Annotated in this window: 11 protein-coding genes and 1 other RNA gene; 7 read left to right on the top strand and 5 right to left on the bottom strand. The window is 30.9% G+C overall.

Annotated elements, in window-relative coordinates:
* The coding region (tnpA, locus tag H527_RS24385) for an IS66 family insertion sequence element accessory protein TnpA (RefSeq protein WP_027411386.1) at positions 1-257 on the bottom strand (257 nt) is incomplete at its 3' end.
* A gap of 424 nt (positions 258-681) precedes the next feature.
* On the opposite strand from tnpA, the gene H527_RS0103305 reads away from it, so the two are divergent.
* The 3 genes from H527_RS0103305 to H527_RS0103295 all read left to right on the top strand — a co-directional run bounded on the left by H527_RS0103305 (position 682) and on the right by H527_RS0103295 (position 5289).
* Positions 682-1203, top strand: coding sequence for a sigma-70 family RNA polymerase sigma factor (locus H527_RS0103305; protein ID WP_035087281.1), 522 nt, complete (start codon positions 682-684; stop codon positions 1201-1203).
* A 373-nt stretch (positions 1204-1576) separates the two neighbouring features.
* Positions 1577-2503, top strand: a complete 927-nt coding sequence (locus H527_RS0103300) for a FecR family protein (RefSeq protein ID WP_027411384.1) — start codon at positions 1577-1579, stop codon at positions 2501-2503.
* Positions 2504-2631: 128 nt separating this feature from the next.
* Complete coding sequence (locus H527_RS0103295) at positions 2632-5289, top strand: TonB-dependent receptor (protein WP_027411383.1); 2658 nt, start codon at positions 2632-2634, stop codon at positions 5287-5289.
* Between the two features lie 578 nt (positions 5290-5867).
* On the opposite strand, the gene H527_RS0103290 is transcribed toward H527_RS0103295, so the two are convergent.
* Positions 5868-9389, bottom strand: coding sequence for an SNF2-related protein (locus tag H527_RS0103290; RefSeq protein ID WP_027411382.1), 3522 nt, complete (start codon positions 9387-9389; stop codon positions 5868-5870).
* A gap of 197 nt (positions 9390-9586) precedes the next feature.
* Positions 9587-9984: a transfer-messenger RNA gene (gene ssrA / locus H527_RS23450) on the bottom strand.
* A 150-nt stretch (positions 9985-10134) separates the two neighbouring features.
* Between ssrA and H527_RS0103285 the strand changes: the two genes are divergently transcribed.
* The 4 genes from H527_RS0103285 to H527_RS0103270 all read left to right on the top strand — a co-directional run bounded on the left by H527_RS0103285 (position 10135) and on the right by H527_RS0103270 (position 14212).
* Positions 10135-11343, top strand: coding sequence for an NAD(P)-dependent oxidoreductase (locus H527_RS0103285; protein WP_027411381.1), 1209 nt, complete (start codon positions 10135-10137; stop codon positions 11341-11343).
* A gap of 24 nt (positions 11344-11367) precedes the next feature.
* Positions 11368-12189, top strand: coding sequence for an orotidine-5'-phosphate decarboxylase (gene pyrF / locus H527_RS0103280; protein WP_027411380.1), 822 nt, complete (start codon positions 11368-11370; stop codon positions 12187-12189).
* Positions 12190-12547: 358 nt separating this feature from the next.
* The gene (locus H527_RS0103275) at positions 12548-13345 is read left to right on the top strand and encodes an ABC transporter substrate-binding protein (RefSeq protein ID WP_027411379.1); all 798 of its coding nucleotides are present in this window, start codon (positions 12548-12550) and stop codon (positions 13343-13345) included.
* Positions 13346-13429: 84 nt separating this feature from the next.
* Positions 13430-14212, top strand: a complete 783-nt coding sequence (locus H527_RS0103270) for an alpha/beta fold hydrolase (protein ID WP_027411378.1) — start codon at positions 13430-13432, stop codon at positions 14210-14212.
* 12 nt (positions 14213-14224) lie between these two features.
* On the opposite strand, the gene H527_RS23850 is transcribed toward H527_RS0103270, so the two are convergent.
* Together H527_RS23850 and H527_RS0103260 are read right to left on the bottom strand one after the other, a co-directional pair.
* Positions 14225-14401 carry a Lacal_2735 family protein gene (locus H527_RS23850; RefSeq protein ID WP_155837796.1) on the bottom strand — a complete coding sequence of 59 codons (177 nt, stop codon included), beginning with the start codon at positions 14399-14401 and terminating at the stop codon, positions 14225-14227.
* Between the two features lie 322 nt (positions 14402-14723).
* Positions 14724-15437: a DUF4197 domain-containing protein gene (locus H527_RS0103260; RefSeq protein ID WP_027411377.1), complete on the bottom strand. Its 714-nt coding sequence runs from the start codon at positions 15435-15437 to the stop codon at positions 14724-14726.
* Between the last annotated feature and the right edge of the window lie 105 nt (positions 15438-15542).

Below are 15542 nucleotides of genomic sequence, written 5' to 3'. Positions count from 1 at the left end.
TGAATTTCTAATCCATTAGGTAAATGAATCAAGATAAAACGTGAGGTTGAAACTTCAGAATCCCCCACTTCTATTGGAATAAAAGAACAGGACGCCTCTGAGAGATTATTTGACTCCTTTGATAACTTCTTAACCCAATAATGTAGCTTATCTTTAGTTAATCCCCGAGATTGAGCAAATGCTTTTTGGCTTTGACCTGAAATGTGATATTCTGATACTAACTTACGCATTCTTTTGGCTTCCGATAATTTAGACATCTATCTTTTTTAAACAAAAATATAGCCTATAAAGAATCTAATCAAGATGTACTTAGACGGATGCATACGTTATAAACTATAATAATTGTCGATTATATTGTTGACTAAAAATTAAAATTCCCGTAATCATTGATGATTCGGAGTAGCAAAGTTCGAACTAATTAATCTAAGATATTCGATTAATTAGTTCAATATAAAACTTAAAAATGAAATGTATCCTACTGTTTTTTTAAGCAAAAATAGTATAAACTAAGAATATATAATATAGTTGGTTCAGTCACGATTATTTATGCAGTATATTATTTGGAATAAATCTAAATAAACATATCTTTGTCCTTAGTTTTTAACCATGATATTATATATCATTAAGGTTAATTAGAAAAAAATAAGGATCATTTCAATCAATACCAAGACATATCATTTAATGAATGAATTAGCTTTTGAGAAGCTATATAAAATGTATTGGAAAAAATTGTATGCTATTTGTTTATCAAAAACAAATAATGCCGAAGCATCTCAAGAAATAGTTCATGATGTGTATGTTTCTATATGGAAACGTCGAGATAAATTTGTGGTGACTCAAGGAGTAGAAAACTATTTATTAAAATCGACGAGGTCAAAAATCATTGATTATTATAGGAAAAACTCAAAAAATCAAGTAAAAGTATATCCCTCGGAGGATGTATGTAAGGGAAATCATTTTGATGTTAATGCCATTACTCATAATTCAGCTTTACATTATTTTCTGGAAAGTGATTTAGAATTGATAGTAACTCAACTACCATTTCAGTGTCAAAAGGTATATCGATTAAGTCGTGAAAAACAACTAACGACAAACGAAATTGCCCAAAAATTAAATATTTCTCAAAAAACAGTAAAAAACCACCTTACCAAAGCCCTTTCTTTTTTACAAAAACATATTAGACAGAGTTTAGTTCACCAATAATTCTCATTTCTATTCAGTAACTGGATGTATTTTTTATTCCACATTGTGGAGTTTAATTCTCCGAGGTTATTGATAAAAAATGATTCTACTTTATAATAGCTTTGATAGCTATGGGTGATTTTTATTTATTTGATTTTAAATAATTTATACTGTTTTAAATCCTTCTGGCAGGGCAGGGGATATGCTGATTTTCGATAAAATTATTAATGTTATTATAAACTATATCCTTAAAAATAGAAAGTGTAACTATCTCATTTTAGTGTCAAATTGCATTGTTGTTATTCTTTAAACTAATACCAGAAAAAAATATTGGGTACAACTAGGTCTCCCCCCAGAGTATTTTCGTTTTTATATATGAATAACAAATTAGCAAATGGAAATAACACCAGAATTACTACAAAAATATGCGGAAGGAAAATGCTCTAAAGCAGAGGAGTTGGAAGTGGAATCCTGGCTAGACCCAAAAGAAGGATTTGGTACTCTAAATAGCAAAATAGATGTTTGTTCACATCCAGAGATAGAAAAAGCTCTTTGGAAGAAGATAGAAAAAACAAAAAATAGCATTCCTGAAAAACAAAAGAAGATACTTAATGTTAAAAAATGGACTATTGCTGCTTCTATTGTAATACTGTTAGGAACTTCCTTTTTTTTAGGGTTTTTCAATAACCCCGTTACTTATGTTACAGTAGCTTCTGAGTTAAAAATGGTTATACTTGAGGATGGAACTAAAGTTACTTTAAATGCGGCATCTACGCTTACAATAGCAAAAAATTTCAATAAAAAAGAACGTATGGTACTATTAGATGGAGAAGCTTTTTTTGAAGTAGCAAGAGATAGCCTTCACCCTTTTATAGTACAAACCAAAACCACTAAAACCCAAGTGTTAGGAACCAAATTTAATCTTTACGCCTATACAGGTGAAGACAATATAATAACACTAAATGAAGGAAAAGTACAGTTTTCTGGGGTGTTGCCCAATCCTAATAATATAGTAACATTATTACCGAATGAGCAAGTAATTTTCAATAAGGGAGATATACTAAAAAAGAAAGTAAAACCCGAGCAATACAATGCATGGATTAACAAAAAACTAACTTTTAAGGATAAACCTTTTTTATCCATAATTCGTGAAATAGAACGCTTTTACAACATTAATATTACTGTAAAAAAAGAAGGAATTCAGGATAGAAAATTCAACGGGGTTTATGATAATCCGCCTTTAGAAGTTTTGATGAATGATTTGAGTTTTGTATTTGATTTCAGTTACAAAAAAGAAGAAAACAAATTATTAATTTTTTAAATATTTATTATAGAAATGAAAGAATAGAGAAAAACTATATTTAAAAAAAACCAGCAATCCGTCGACAAACTTTATGCTGGTATTCGATGCTTTAATAGCAAAATTAAAACAACATTATTTACAAAAATATGAAAAATAATACAGTAATCCCTTTTATAAAAGGGGCACTAAAATTTACTCTTTTTTTACTTATACTAAGTAACTTGCAATTTGTCTTTGCTCAAAATACTACCATACTTGATAAAAAAATTACTATTACCTTTAAAAATGACGATATAACCTCGGCTCTTGATAAAATCAAAAAAGCAGTTGATTGTAACTTTGCTTATGAATCTATTCAATTAAAAAAAGAACATAGTATCTCAAAAAACTACACTAATACAGCCTTACGAGGAATACTGAATGATATTTTGGTTGAGCACCAAATTTATTATGCGGTTAGAGGAAATGTCATTTTAATAAGAACCGATGTAGAAAAAAAACAGGTTTCAGGAAAGGTAATAACTCCAGATGGTAATCCAGCGGCTTTTGTTTCGGTAGTATTAAAAAGTACAAATTACGGAGCATCGACAGACGAAAATGGGAACTTTAACTTTTATGCACCAGAAGGAAATTATAAAATAGTTGTTTCATCTATAGGGTTCAAAAGTGAAGAAAAACCAATAACTATTGTTTCTGATAATGTAACGCAAATTAATTTTACATTATCCAAAGCACTAGAAAACCTAGAAGAAATTATTGTATCAGCAGGTAGAACTTCTGAAAAATTATCTGAAATTTCCTCCTCAATTTCTGTACTAGCTTCAAGAGACATTAAACAGATCAGTCAGTATTCAAATGTAGTATCTGATTTGGTAGCAAGAATTCCAGGAGCCAATATTCAAACAAATAGACAACAAACTAGGGGGCAATACTTGAGAGGAAGAAATATGTTAATACTAATTGATGGAGTACCCCAGTCATCTCCCCTATTTGTAACAGGAAACATGAACCTTTTAGACCCTTCAGCTATTGAAAGGATAGAAGTTGTAAAAGGATCAACCTCTATCTATGGAAATGGTGCTGAAGGAGGAATAATTAATTATATTACCAAGAAGAATATTACAGCTAATACGTTTGAATCTAATACTACTATTGGCAGTTCTATTTCTTTGACCGAGCCCAGCCATACCTCAGGGAGTTCTTTTTCACAATTTTTTAATGGGCGAGTAAAAAAGTGGAACTATGTACTGGGAGGAACATATAAGCAATTTGGGATCAAGCGTGATGCTAATGGTGAAATATTGTCGCCAAGAGATGGTCTGGGAGAAACCCAATGGTACAATGCTTTTGCTAAAATTGGATATGAAATAGGTAATGGGTATGATATAGGAGTGATGTACAATTTTTTTAGCAACAACCAAAGAACGGAGTTAAGTCCGGTTGTTGGAGTCTATGGAGAATCTCCTTCCACAGGAATTTTTGGGTTACAAGGTGTAGAAAGTCCAACTCGCGGAGTAGAATATAACCACAACCTCAAATTTACGTTAAGTAAAAAAAACATATATAAAAACACAGACCTAACAGCATCATATTATTTACAAAATTTTAAAACTATATATGACTCCTTTGCCTATTTTGCTAATGTTTCAGAAGGTTTGTCAGCAGGGCAACCTGGTGTTACTACCAAGCAAAGTGGTCTGAGGTTTAATTTAAAGACCGACTATAGTTTTTCAAATAATTTTAACGGAAATCTTGTTTATGGACTGGATTTATTAAGGAACAAAACGGCACAACCAATGAAAGATGGAAGGGTGTTTGCTCCTGAAATGGATATGAAAAACTATGCTTTATATTTTCAAACCAAAGCAAAATATAATGATTTGATAATTAGAGCTGGTTCTAGGTATGAAATTATAAATATTGCAGTTGATGATTATACTACCCTTTTTCGTAACAATGGAGAAACAGCTGGTGGAGGTATTGATATTAATGGAGGGGAACAAGATTACAGAGCAATTACCTTTAATTTTGGATTACGTTATAATGTTTTAAACAGCATTCAGCCTTATACAAATTTTTCACAGAGCTTTTCTGTAGGAGAACTTGGAAGAATTTTACGATCTACTGAAGACCCTAACATAATAACCGATAACATTGAAGACGCCAAGGCTGTAATCACCAATAATTTTGAATTAGGGTTGGCAGGAAATATTACCGAGAACATAAGTTATAAGGGAAATTATTTTATTAGTCATTCAAAATTAGGCACAACTTATACAGAAAAATCTAACGGTTTCTTTGAATTAGCTAGATTACCAGAGAAAATATATGGACTTGAGTTTGAATTAGGTTTTAGTGTTAACCAAAAACTTGATGTAGATCTTTCATTAGCTACAATTGAAGGTAAAGTAGATAGTAATAATAACAAGAATTTCAATGATGCAGAAGATAGCTATATAAGTGGATTAAGAATTAGTCCAACTATTTTTAGAAGTAGTATTAATTATAAAGTAACATCAAAGTGGGAATTAAATATAGCCAGTATAATTAGTGGAAAGAGGGATAAATTTTCAGAAAATGAAAATGGAAGATACTCTTTTGGACAGGCTCCTGTTAAAAGTACTTTTGTTACCAATCTATTTACATCATATAAACTAACAAAAAACACTAGTTTATTGGTAGGGATAGAAAACTTATTTAATAGTGATTATTACCCTATTTACTCTCAGTATTCAGGAAGAGCAGCAGATTATATCAAAGGAGATGGTATAAATGGTAAGGTTTCTTTAAATATAAAATTGTAGATTAGGTATTCTTGATCATTTTAAAAGTAAAGACTCTAGTTTATAATAACATTGATAATTTTATCGAAACTCAGCATATCCCACTTTCAGCCCTTCCTTTTGGGAAGGATTTTTAGGATAGGGTAAATATCTTTAAATCAATTAAAAACATGTTATTAATAACTAATACGATTTACGAATAAAAATCTCGCATATAATCGCATTCTTTTTCTACTATATTTTCTTCATAAAATGAAACAATAGCTATGACTATTCTTTAATTTGATTCATCAATCTAGCGAAAAACCTTTGTAATTATTTATACGCAATTCTCATCCGTAAATCGTATAAAACCAAAATAAATAAAAATGCCAGACAATTTTGTCTGGCATTTAAAAAAAATGTCTTTGTGGAGTCGGAGGGACAGAGTTCGAACTTTTTAGTAGAGAATATGATGTTGATTCTTAAAATTAAAAACCTGCTAAGATAGATTCTTTTATATACGTTCATACTAATATAGTAAGTCAATATAGTAGTTTGTAAACGGTTTAAGTTGCCTTAGTTTTGCTGTAAAGGAAAAAGTTACTTTAGATTTAAAATTAAGAAACTAATTCCTTCAATTCATCATTAGACAAATCACCAATCCATTTTTCACCAGTAGAAACCGCCATATTAGCTAACTGTTTTTTATCTTGTAGCATTTGGTTGATTTTTTCTTCAAAAGTTCCTTTAGAAATTAGACGATGCACTAATACATTTTTTTGTTGACCGATACGGAAAGCTCGATCTGTAGCTTGGGCTTCAACGGCAGGATTCCACCAAAGGTCATAATGGATTACATGATTGGCAGCAGTTAGGTTCAACCCTGTCCCTCCCGCTTTTATAGAGAGAATGAAAGTTTTGATATGTTTTTTTTCTTGAAAGTCTTCTACCATCTCGTCTCTTTTTTTACGAGAAACCCCTCCGTGTAAGAACAAAGGTTTTGTTCCAAAAGCTTTAGATAATATTTCTGAAAGAATCTGCCCCATTTCTTTGTATTGGGTAAAGATCAACACTTTTTCATTATTCTCATAGATAGAACACAATAACTCTAATAGTCGTTCTGATTTTCCTGACAATTGTGGGCGATAATCTTCTTTTTTCAAAAATTGAGATGGATGGTTACAAACTTGCTTTAAGGCCGTAATCATTTTAAGGACCAATCCTTTTCGTTCAATAGATTTTTCCTCAACCCCATTTAGGGCTTTTATCATTTGATCAACCACATTTTGATATAAGGCAGTCTGTTCCTTTCCTAAAGCAATAAAGCAATCTTGCTCTATCTTTTCAGGAAGATCAGAAATAATAGATTTGTCCGTTTTTAAGCGACGTAGTATAAAAGGATCTGTAATTTTTTTGAAACGATGTAATGCTACCTGATCATTCTTTCGTTCAATAGGAGAAGAAAAATGTTCTGTAAAATATTTCATAGAACCTAAATACCCTTTATTCGTAAAATCGAATAAACTCCAGTATTCACTTAAACGATTTTCTACAGGTGTGCCACTCATAGCAACTTTTACAGTAGCTTTAATTTTCTTTACGGCTTTGGTCTGTTCTGTTCCTGCATTTTTGATAGCTTGGGCTTCATCGATAACTAATATCTCCCATTTTATTTTCTGAAATTTCAATACATCCGATCGCAATAAACCATAAGTGGTCATAAAAATGTCAAAACCTTCTTTGTCAAAAGTACGTTTTGCCCCATGATAAATATAGGTACTTAAGTCTGGAGCAAACTTTTCTATTTCTTTCTGCCAGTTGGTCAAAAGCGTAGTTGGCACCACAATTAACCCTTTCTTTTTATCTAACCTTCCTTCAGCTTTAAATTGAAGTAGTAAGGTAATTACCTGAAGGGTCTTACCGAGCCCCATATCATCAGCAATAATACTCCCAAAACCTACCTTACTATTATTATACAACCATTGAAAACCTCTTTCTTGATAGGGTCGTAAAGTGGCTTTCAAATTTTGAGGATTTGGTTTAGCCTCACTTTTCAACAAACTTTCTATAATTTCACGAGCCGAATTCGAAAGGGATATTTTAGCTTTTTGATATTCTTCGGTTAACGCCGATTGTAATATATCAATATGGGAAAGCTCTCTCCCTTTTTCTAAATTGTTTAACAAGGTTTGGATTTGCTTGGGGTCAATAAGGACATATTCTCCTTTAATATTGACCACTCCAGAGGTGTCTTTAACCAACTTTTTAAATTCAGCAATGGATACTGTTTGATTTCCTATAGCTACCTGCCATTGAAAATCTAACATTTCATTCAAGTTTAAGTAGGTTTTACTGTCTGTGGTTAGGCCATTACTGTCTAATTTCATGGAGATTTGAGGTTTCGACAACTGCTTTAAAGAATTGGGCAATAGTATTCGAATCCCTAGTAATTTGATAATAGGTAATACTTGAAGCAAAACGGTAGCAAAACCATCGCCATCTAAAAAGAGTTGCTCTTTACCTAAAGAAGAAATCAATTGTTTTATGTCTACAAAATCTTTTGATAAACTTGATAAAGATTGAAAAACAGAAGCTTTGTAGGGGGCATACTTCTCTCCTTTGACAAACGCCTCTAAAGAAACTGGTTTTTGAACAGCATCCTCCTTATTCTCCACCCATAATTGTATTTCAAGAATAGTTTTAGAAGGATTATCTTCTATTTTAATCAATGGAGCATAAATCTGGCTACTAATGTGTAATCGCTGTAGATATTGGTGAATAGAATCAGGAACTTGTTGCTCTTCGAAGTCAGGAAAAGATTGCTTCTTGTTACTAAAAAAAAGTTCATCAATTTTAAAATCCAAAAGTGTTTGTGTGCCAGCGGTAAACAGTCCTTTTTTAAGCACATAATGTGTTAAAAAAATAGATAACAAACAAATGATTTGATCTTTTGGTGCCAAATAGCGTTTCTTTTTCGAACCAGTATCTATGGTAACAAAGCTCTGCGAAATATTTTTCTCCAAAGATTCTACTAAATCATTTACTTCCTCGCTAGCTGTAGCGGGTATCCAACGAACCTTATAATGTACTTCTTCCAATTCTAAAATTTGAGGAACATAAGCACCATTAAGCATTAAATGAATACTTAAATGATAAGCTCGGTACAGACATTTTAAATCAAGGGAAAGTCTATTCTCATACTTTTTAGGGATTCTTTCTAAAAAATGAATTAATGAAGTTAAGTCTTTATTAAAAGGTGAAGTATCTATAGGTTCTCCACCAGAAAAAAACTTAATTCCTTGGAAACTTATTTCTTTTTTATCGATTTGAATTTCGATGTTTTCAATCTTTTCAAATGCTTTGGGATCTAATTCGAAAATTTCTTTTGTTAATACATTTTTAGCAAATGAAGTCCCTTGTTTGTAATGCCTTTTAAGTATCGGGACAAATGGTTTTGTATAAAAAAGTGCCTTATCTTCTAACAGAGATAATACATTTTCAGCTTGAGGAGTAATTTTAGACAAGTCAAAAACAGCTTTATCAGAACTATTAGGAAATTCAGTAGAAATTGGTTTCTCGTGAAGTAAATTTTCAAAATTTAAAGCTTTTACACTTCCTTCTAACTGCATTCCTGCTTTCGCCAATTCACCAAGAATATCCAAATCGTGTAATTGAAATAGTAAAAAAGGATTTCGATCAATTTCTGCCGAGAAAACATAAATGACTGCTGCCAAATGCTTACAAGGTACTGCCCAATCTGGACAAGAACATTGCATTTCAAAATCTGACCATTGATTAGGAAAAACTTGTATTTCGTTTTGCTTTGCAATCTCATTTAATTCTTGTGGTAATTGGCGATTTAATAAATGAGATAATGACAATGGATCACCAATAATAGCATCCATGAGTTTCTTTTTTTCTGAAGGGTAAAACGCCAGAATGGTAATCTTAACATCATAAGGTCTAGGTCTACTACCTTTAACTTTTGCTTCAATAATGTTCTTGTTGATCCTAATATCCTTTACAGTACCTTTTCGAGCATAGGCTTTTCCTCGTGGTAAACGGTTAGAATAATCGATTTTTGATAAAGCCTTTAGAAATTGTTCTCCCCACCAAGTTTTACCGAATTGTTGTGCCATAACGTTCTATCAAAATTTTGTGTCTTTTTTAGACCAAAATACTGAGATTCTTTAAATTGAAAAATTCTTTTTGGTGAGAAATAATGTATCTTTCAAAAAACTCGAACTTATATCGCATTGAAAAACAAAGTTTTGTAAAAAAATCATAAAAATAAAAAAAAACCTGTAAAAAATTAATTTACAGGTTTTTATAAGTTATGTGGAGTCGGAGGGATTCGAACCCTCGTCCAAACAAGTAATACAATAGCTTTCTACACGCTTAGTTTTTGTTTAGGTTTTCGTGGGATTGCCGGTCAAAAACTACCAACTCACCCCTTATTCTCGATTAATTTCAAAACCATATCAAGATCCTATAGTTTCTAGGTTTACTTTTACGATACTCAAAACCAAACGCCATAAACCAAGGCTTTTGAAGAGTATCCTGCTTGTCTACCTTGTAGACCGAGGCATTATCCTACTAAAATTCGGATTATGCAGCTAGGGCGTAGTTATTCTCGCCGTTTAAAAAAGTTGAAATATGATATTTACGAGCTATATCCCAGCGCTCGACGTGCTTACCACTCTATTAATCTCGCTGTCAAAACCAGTCGACCCCAATAGGATTTTTCCGAAAATTGATTATTATTTTTCTTTTAAAAACAGAATCTGTTTTCAATTTGATCAAAAACACTTTCGGGCAGCAAAGATAATCATAATTATCATATCTTTATGCTCATTTTTTAATACAAAATTTATACCAATTCATATGACTAAATTCGGTGTCATTAAAGAGCGAAAAAATCCGCCAGATCGTCGTGTTGTTTTTTCGCCAAGTGGCCTTAAAAATATAATGGAAAAATTTCCAAAAGCTTCTTTTGTTGTCGAAAAATCTGATGTTAGGGTTTTTAAGGATTCTGAATATCAAAAAGAAGGATTTGTTCTTTCTGAAGATATATCTAATTGTGATGTGTTGATTGGCGTAAAAGAAGTGCCTGTTTCTGCATTGATTCCTAATAAGAAATATTTTTTCTTTTCTCATACCATAAAAAAACAACCCTATAACAGAGCTTTGCTTAAAGCTGTTTTAGATAAAAATATAGAACTTTACGATCACGAAGTAATAGTAGACGAAAGAGGTTTTAGATTAATTGGTTTTGGTAAATATGCAGGAATTGTTGGTGCTTACAATGCCTTCAGAACTTGGGGAATAAAGCAAGAAACATTTACATTGCCAAAAGCAGAAACACTTAATAATCAAAAGGCATTAGAAACTGAATTATCTAAAATTAAACTTCCTAATATAAAAATTGTACTTACAGGTAATGGTAAAGTAGGAAACGGAGCAAAAGAAATTTTGGATGCCATGAAGGTTAAAGAGGTTTCTGTAAGCGAATATTTGCAGACTACTTTTGATGAACCAGTATACGTGCAAATAGATGTTTTGGATTATAATAAACGTAAAGATGGAGAGATTAAAGATAAAAACGATTTTTATGTTAATCCACAAGAGTATGAAGGCGATTTTATGCGATTCGCAAAAGTAAGCGATATGTATATTGCAGGTCACTTTTTTGGAGACGGAGCTCCTTTTATTTTTACAAGAGAAGATGCAAAATCTAAAGATTTTAATATTAAAGTAGTCGCTGATATTTCTTGTGATATTGATGGGCCAGTAGCTAGTACAATTAGATCTTCTACTATCGCAGATCCAATATATGGATATGATCCAAAGACAGAAAGTGAAGTAGATTTTAAAGGCTCTAACGCTATTGCAGTAATGGCAGTAGATAATTTACCTTGTGAGTTGCCCAAGGATGCAAGTGAAGGATTTGGAGAAATGTTTTTAGAACATGTAATACCTGCATTTTTTAATAATGATAAAGATGAAGTTCTTAAAAGAGCTAAAATGACAGAAAACGGTAAACTAACTACCAGATACAGCTATCTTCAGGATTATGTAGAAGGAAAAGAATAATTATAAATAAATGCAAGATTTAATATGACAACTCAAGAACTTGTCGGACAGATTTATAAAAAACAATCGTTTTTATGCATTGGTTTAGATGTGGATTTACATAAAATGCCAAAGCACTTATTAGATGCGAAAGATCCTATTTTCGAATTCAATAAAGCAATAATAGATGCTACACATCATTTAGCAGTTGCCTATAAACCCAATACAGCTTTTTACGAAGCTTATGGTATCAAAGGTTGGCAATCTCTTCAAAAAACAATACAGTATCTTAATTCTAATTATCCAGATATTTTTACTATTGCAGATGCTAAAAGAGGAGATATAGGAAATACAAGTACGATGTATGCCAAAGCTTTTTTTGAAGATATGGAGTTTGATTCGGTAACGGTTGCTCCTTATATGGGTAAGGATTCTGTAGAGCCATTTCTTGCTTTTAAAAATAAACACACCATACTTCTTGCGTTAACATCTAATCAAGGGGCTTTTGATTTTCAAACAAAAGAGGTGGAAGGAAAAGAACTGTATAAACAAGTTTTAGAAACCTCTATAGCATATAAGAATTCTGAAAATTTAATGTATGTAGTTGGAGCTACAAAAGCAGAGTATTTATCAGATATAAGAAAGATAGTACCAAATAGTTTTTTATTAGTTCCTGGAGTAGGAGCGCAAGGAGGAAATTTAAAAGAGGTATGTAAATATGGACTTAATACGCAGGTGGGGTTGTTAATAAACTCTTCCAGAGGTATTATATATGCATCTAATGATGCTGATTTTGCAAAGTCTGCCGCAAGTAAAGCGTTAGAGCTTCAAGAAGAAATGAAGCAAATTTTAGAAGAAATAAAATAAAAATTAAGCTGTCTAAAAAGTATTTATATACTTGTCATTAGATTATATGAAAAATTAATATCCAAATTTAATCTAAAGTAGAATAACGTAAATCTTTTCAGACAGCTTTTTTTAAAAATCGAATTAACGTCTATTAGCATTAAAGACTTGTTTTGCATATCCGTAAAGACTGTATGCAATAAAAACAACGAAAAATACCATTATACTGTAAATGGTAATACTTAGTAGTACTGAATTCATAGCCCCAAAGTTTAAATATTAATAATTTCTAATTTAGCCATTATTTTTAATAATATGAAATTTAAAACGTTAATATTTAAGTGTTTATGTTTTTTTTAGTTAGGATATACGGAAGATTATGATAAGTAAAGATCAAATGGGTAGAGAAATTAATATAACCAAACCTATAGAGCGTATTGTTTCTCTTGTTCCTTCTCAAACCGAATTATTGGTAGATTTAGGGTTGTTAGATAAGATTGTAGGGGTTACTAAATTTTGTGTGCATCCAGAAAATATAAGAAAACAGAAAGTTATCGTAGGAGGGACCAAAAAAATTAATTATGAGAAGATAAAAGAGTTACATCCAGATATAATCCTTTGTAATAAAGAAGAAAACACAAAAGAAATAGTAGAGCGCTTAGAAAAAGAATATAAAGTGCATGTCTCTAGTATTTGTTCTATTTCAGAAACTTTTGTAATGATAGAACAATATGGAGATCTTTTTAAAAAAAAGAAAGAAGCAGTCTTATTGATATCTAAAATTAAATTAGAGAAAGAGAAGTTCGCTTCTTTCATAAAAGATATACCTCTAAAAAAAGTTGCTTATTTTATATGGAAAAACCCTTGGATGGTAGCTGGTAAAGGAACATTTATAAATTATATGTTGGAAACTGCTGGTTTCATAAATGTTTTTGGAGATAAAGATCGCTATCCAGAAATTCTTTTAAAGGAACTTAATGTTTTTAAGGATTTAGATTTAATTATGTTATCCTCAGAACCTTTTCCTTTTACAAACAAACATATTGTAGAACTAAACAATAATACTAAAACACTTTTGGTAGATGGGGAATATTTTTCTTGGTATGGATCACGTTTGGTAGATGCTTTTTCTTACTTTAAAACACTTCATGAGTCTTGTGAATTAAAAGAAGAATAAATAAACGTTTCTATAAATAAGGTAAACATGCTCTTTTATCAAAAATAAGTTCCTATTTTTGAATATCTAAAATAATTTTTGGTATTGCTTAATTATTCAATATATAAACATCCTGATAGCGAAAAATGGGTGACTTTTGTTCATGGAGCAGGAGGTAGTTCTTCTATTTGGTATAAACAAGTTAGAGAATTTAGAAATCATTTTAATGTACTTTTGTTAGACCTTAGAGGACATGGTAAATCAAAACCTGTTTTTAAAGATGCTTTTAATTCTAAATACACTTTTGATTCAATAACTGAAGATATAGTTGAAGTTATTAATAAAGAAGGAATAGAAAAATCTCATTTTGTAGGGATATCTTTAGGTACTATTTTGATTAGAAGTCTGGCGGAAAAATATCCGAATCGTGTATCGAGTATGATCATGGGTGGAGCGATAATGAAGCTTAATCTTAGGTCTCAAATATTAATGCGACTAGGGGTTATATTTAAATCAGTAATCCCATATATGATGTTGTATAAGCTTTTTGCTTTTATTATAATGCCTAAAAAAAATCATAGAAAATCCAGATTGCTATTTGCTAATGAAGCTAAGAAATTGTGTCAAAAAGAGTTTATAAAATGGTATAAATTAACTTCAGAAATTAATCCATTACTTCGATTTTTTAGGTCAAAAGATATTAGTATTCCTACATTGTATATGATGGGAGAAGAGGATTATCTTTTTTTACCATCTGTAGAGAAAGTAGTTGCAGCCCATCAATTTTCTAACTTATTTATTGTCAAAAATTCTGGGCATGTAGTAAATGTAGAGCAACCAGAAATTTTTAACCAACAATCTATTGCATTTATAAGTAATAGCTTGTGAAAATATTTTTTTTTAAGCTAATTGCTTTTCTATTTTTTTTATTTTAACCAAAATTTCATTTGCTTTTTTGTGGAGTTGGTCACTTTTGTCTTTATCGGTAAGCGCCAATTTATAAGCATTTTTCATTAGTTTACAATAGTGATATTGTAATTTTTGTAATTCAGTTTTATTTTTTAACCAAGGAAACATTTTTATATTCTTACATTATATATCACAAAAATAATAGATATGCAAGAAACAAGATCTTAATACCTAGTTAACATAATTTAAAGTTGTTATAAATGTTTAAAATAAATAAAAGTAGCTACGTCCTTTCTACTATAAATTTGCTATAGTAGAAGCGGTGAAGTTAAGCCTGTTCTTGGCAGCCCATAAGAAAATTTAATTTTTTATTTTAACCCTCAATAAAAGGGATTAATTCCCCAAGACTTGCTTCGAAAACTTATACCTCCGTGAACTTACTCCAAGGTTATTGATTTAAGATAGTAATATTGTGTACAGCTTTGTTTTGTTAATCTTGTAGAGCAAATACTCTTTTTAATAAATCAGATGTTCTGGAGTTTAGTTTGGTTCTAATATCTTTTTCTTCAACAGCGATCATTGTATATACACCTTTAAGAGCTTGACTTGTTACATAATCTGTTAAATCAGGATTTACGTTGTTTGTAAAAGGGATAGTGTTGTATTTTCGGATGATATTAGACCATATTTTATCAGCTCCTACTTTAGAAAAAGATTTATTGATTACAGGATTAAATTTTTGATAAAGTTGAGTTTGGGTTTTGTTTTCCAGATATTTGGTAGCAGAGTTATCACTGCCTAATAGAATTTGCCTGGCATCATTAAATGTAATTTGTTGTACCGCACTTACGAATATAGGTGTAGCTTCTTTCACAGCATCTTCTGCAGCACGATTAAGAACTTTTAAGCCTTCGTCTGCAAGTTTGCCTAATCCAATATCTCTTAAAGCTTTATCTACTTTTTGTAATTCCTGCGGAAGAAGTATTTTTACTAGTTGATTATTATAAAAACCACCTTTTTGGGTTAATTTAGTAACCTCTTTATCTACCCCGTTATTTAAAGCTTCTTTAAGTCCGTTTGCAATATCTAGATTGCTTATTCCAAATCCACCCCCTGTAGCCTGTGGTAGATTATTTACAACTTGTTGTAATTCGGCACAACTGGACATCAAAAAAACAGTAAGTATAATAAAAATTTGTTTCATAATTTCTTGTTAGGTTTGAGATTGTAATTAGAGTTAAATGAATGCAAAGTTAATGCCAATTTACTAAATAATAGATAAGCTAATATGCTTCTGAAAATATATTTT

Origin of the sequence: Aquimarina muelleri DSM 19832, from assembly GCF_000430665.1 — a bacterium.
Classification (GTDB): domain Bacteria; phylum Bacteroidota; class Bacteroidia; order Flavobacteriales; family Flavobacteriaceae; genus Aquimarina; species Aquimarina muelleri.
The sequence above is the reverse complement of the archived record's forward strand: the minus strand, read 5'-3'. Positions and strand labels throughout refer to the sequence as shown.

Excerpts from the sequence above, each read along its gene's own strand:
- H527_RS0103305 (WP_035087281.1), top strand. The coding sequence starts at position 682 with ATGAATGAATTAGCTTTTGAGAAGCTATATAAAATGTATTGGAAAAAA.
- H527_RS0103300 (WP_027411384.1), top strand. The coding sequence starts at position 1,577 with ATGGAAATAACACCAGAATTACTACAAAAATATGCGGAAGGAAAATGC.
- H527_RS0103295 (WP_027411383.1), top strand. The coding sequence starts at position 2,632 with ATGAAAAATAATACAGTAATCCCTTTTATAAAAGGGGCACTAAAATTT.
- H527_RS0103290 (WP_027411382.1), bottom strand. The coding sequence starts at position 9,389 with ATGGCACAACAATTCGGTAAAACTTGGTGGGGAGAACAATTTCTAAAG.
- H527_RS0103285 (WP_027411381.1), top strand. The coding sequence starts at position 10,135 with ATGACTAAATTCGGTGTCATTAAAGAGCGAAAAAATCCGCCAGATCGT.
- pyrF (WP_027411380.1), top strand. The coding sequence starts at position 11,368 with ATGACAACTCAAGAACTTGTCGGACAGATTTATAAAAAACAATCGTTT.
- H527_RS0103275 (WP_027411379.1), top strand. The coding sequence starts at position 12,548 with ATGATAAGTAAAGATCAAATGGGTAGAGAAATTAATATAACCAAACCT.
- H527_RS23850 (WP_155837796.1), bottom strand. The coding sequence starts at position 14,401 with ATGTTTCCTTGGTTAAAAAATAAAACTGAATTACAAAAATTACAATAT.
- H527_RS0103260 (WP_027411377.1), bottom strand. The coding sequence starts at position 15,437 with ATGAAACAAATTTTTATTATACTTACTGTTTTTTTGATGTCCAGTTGT.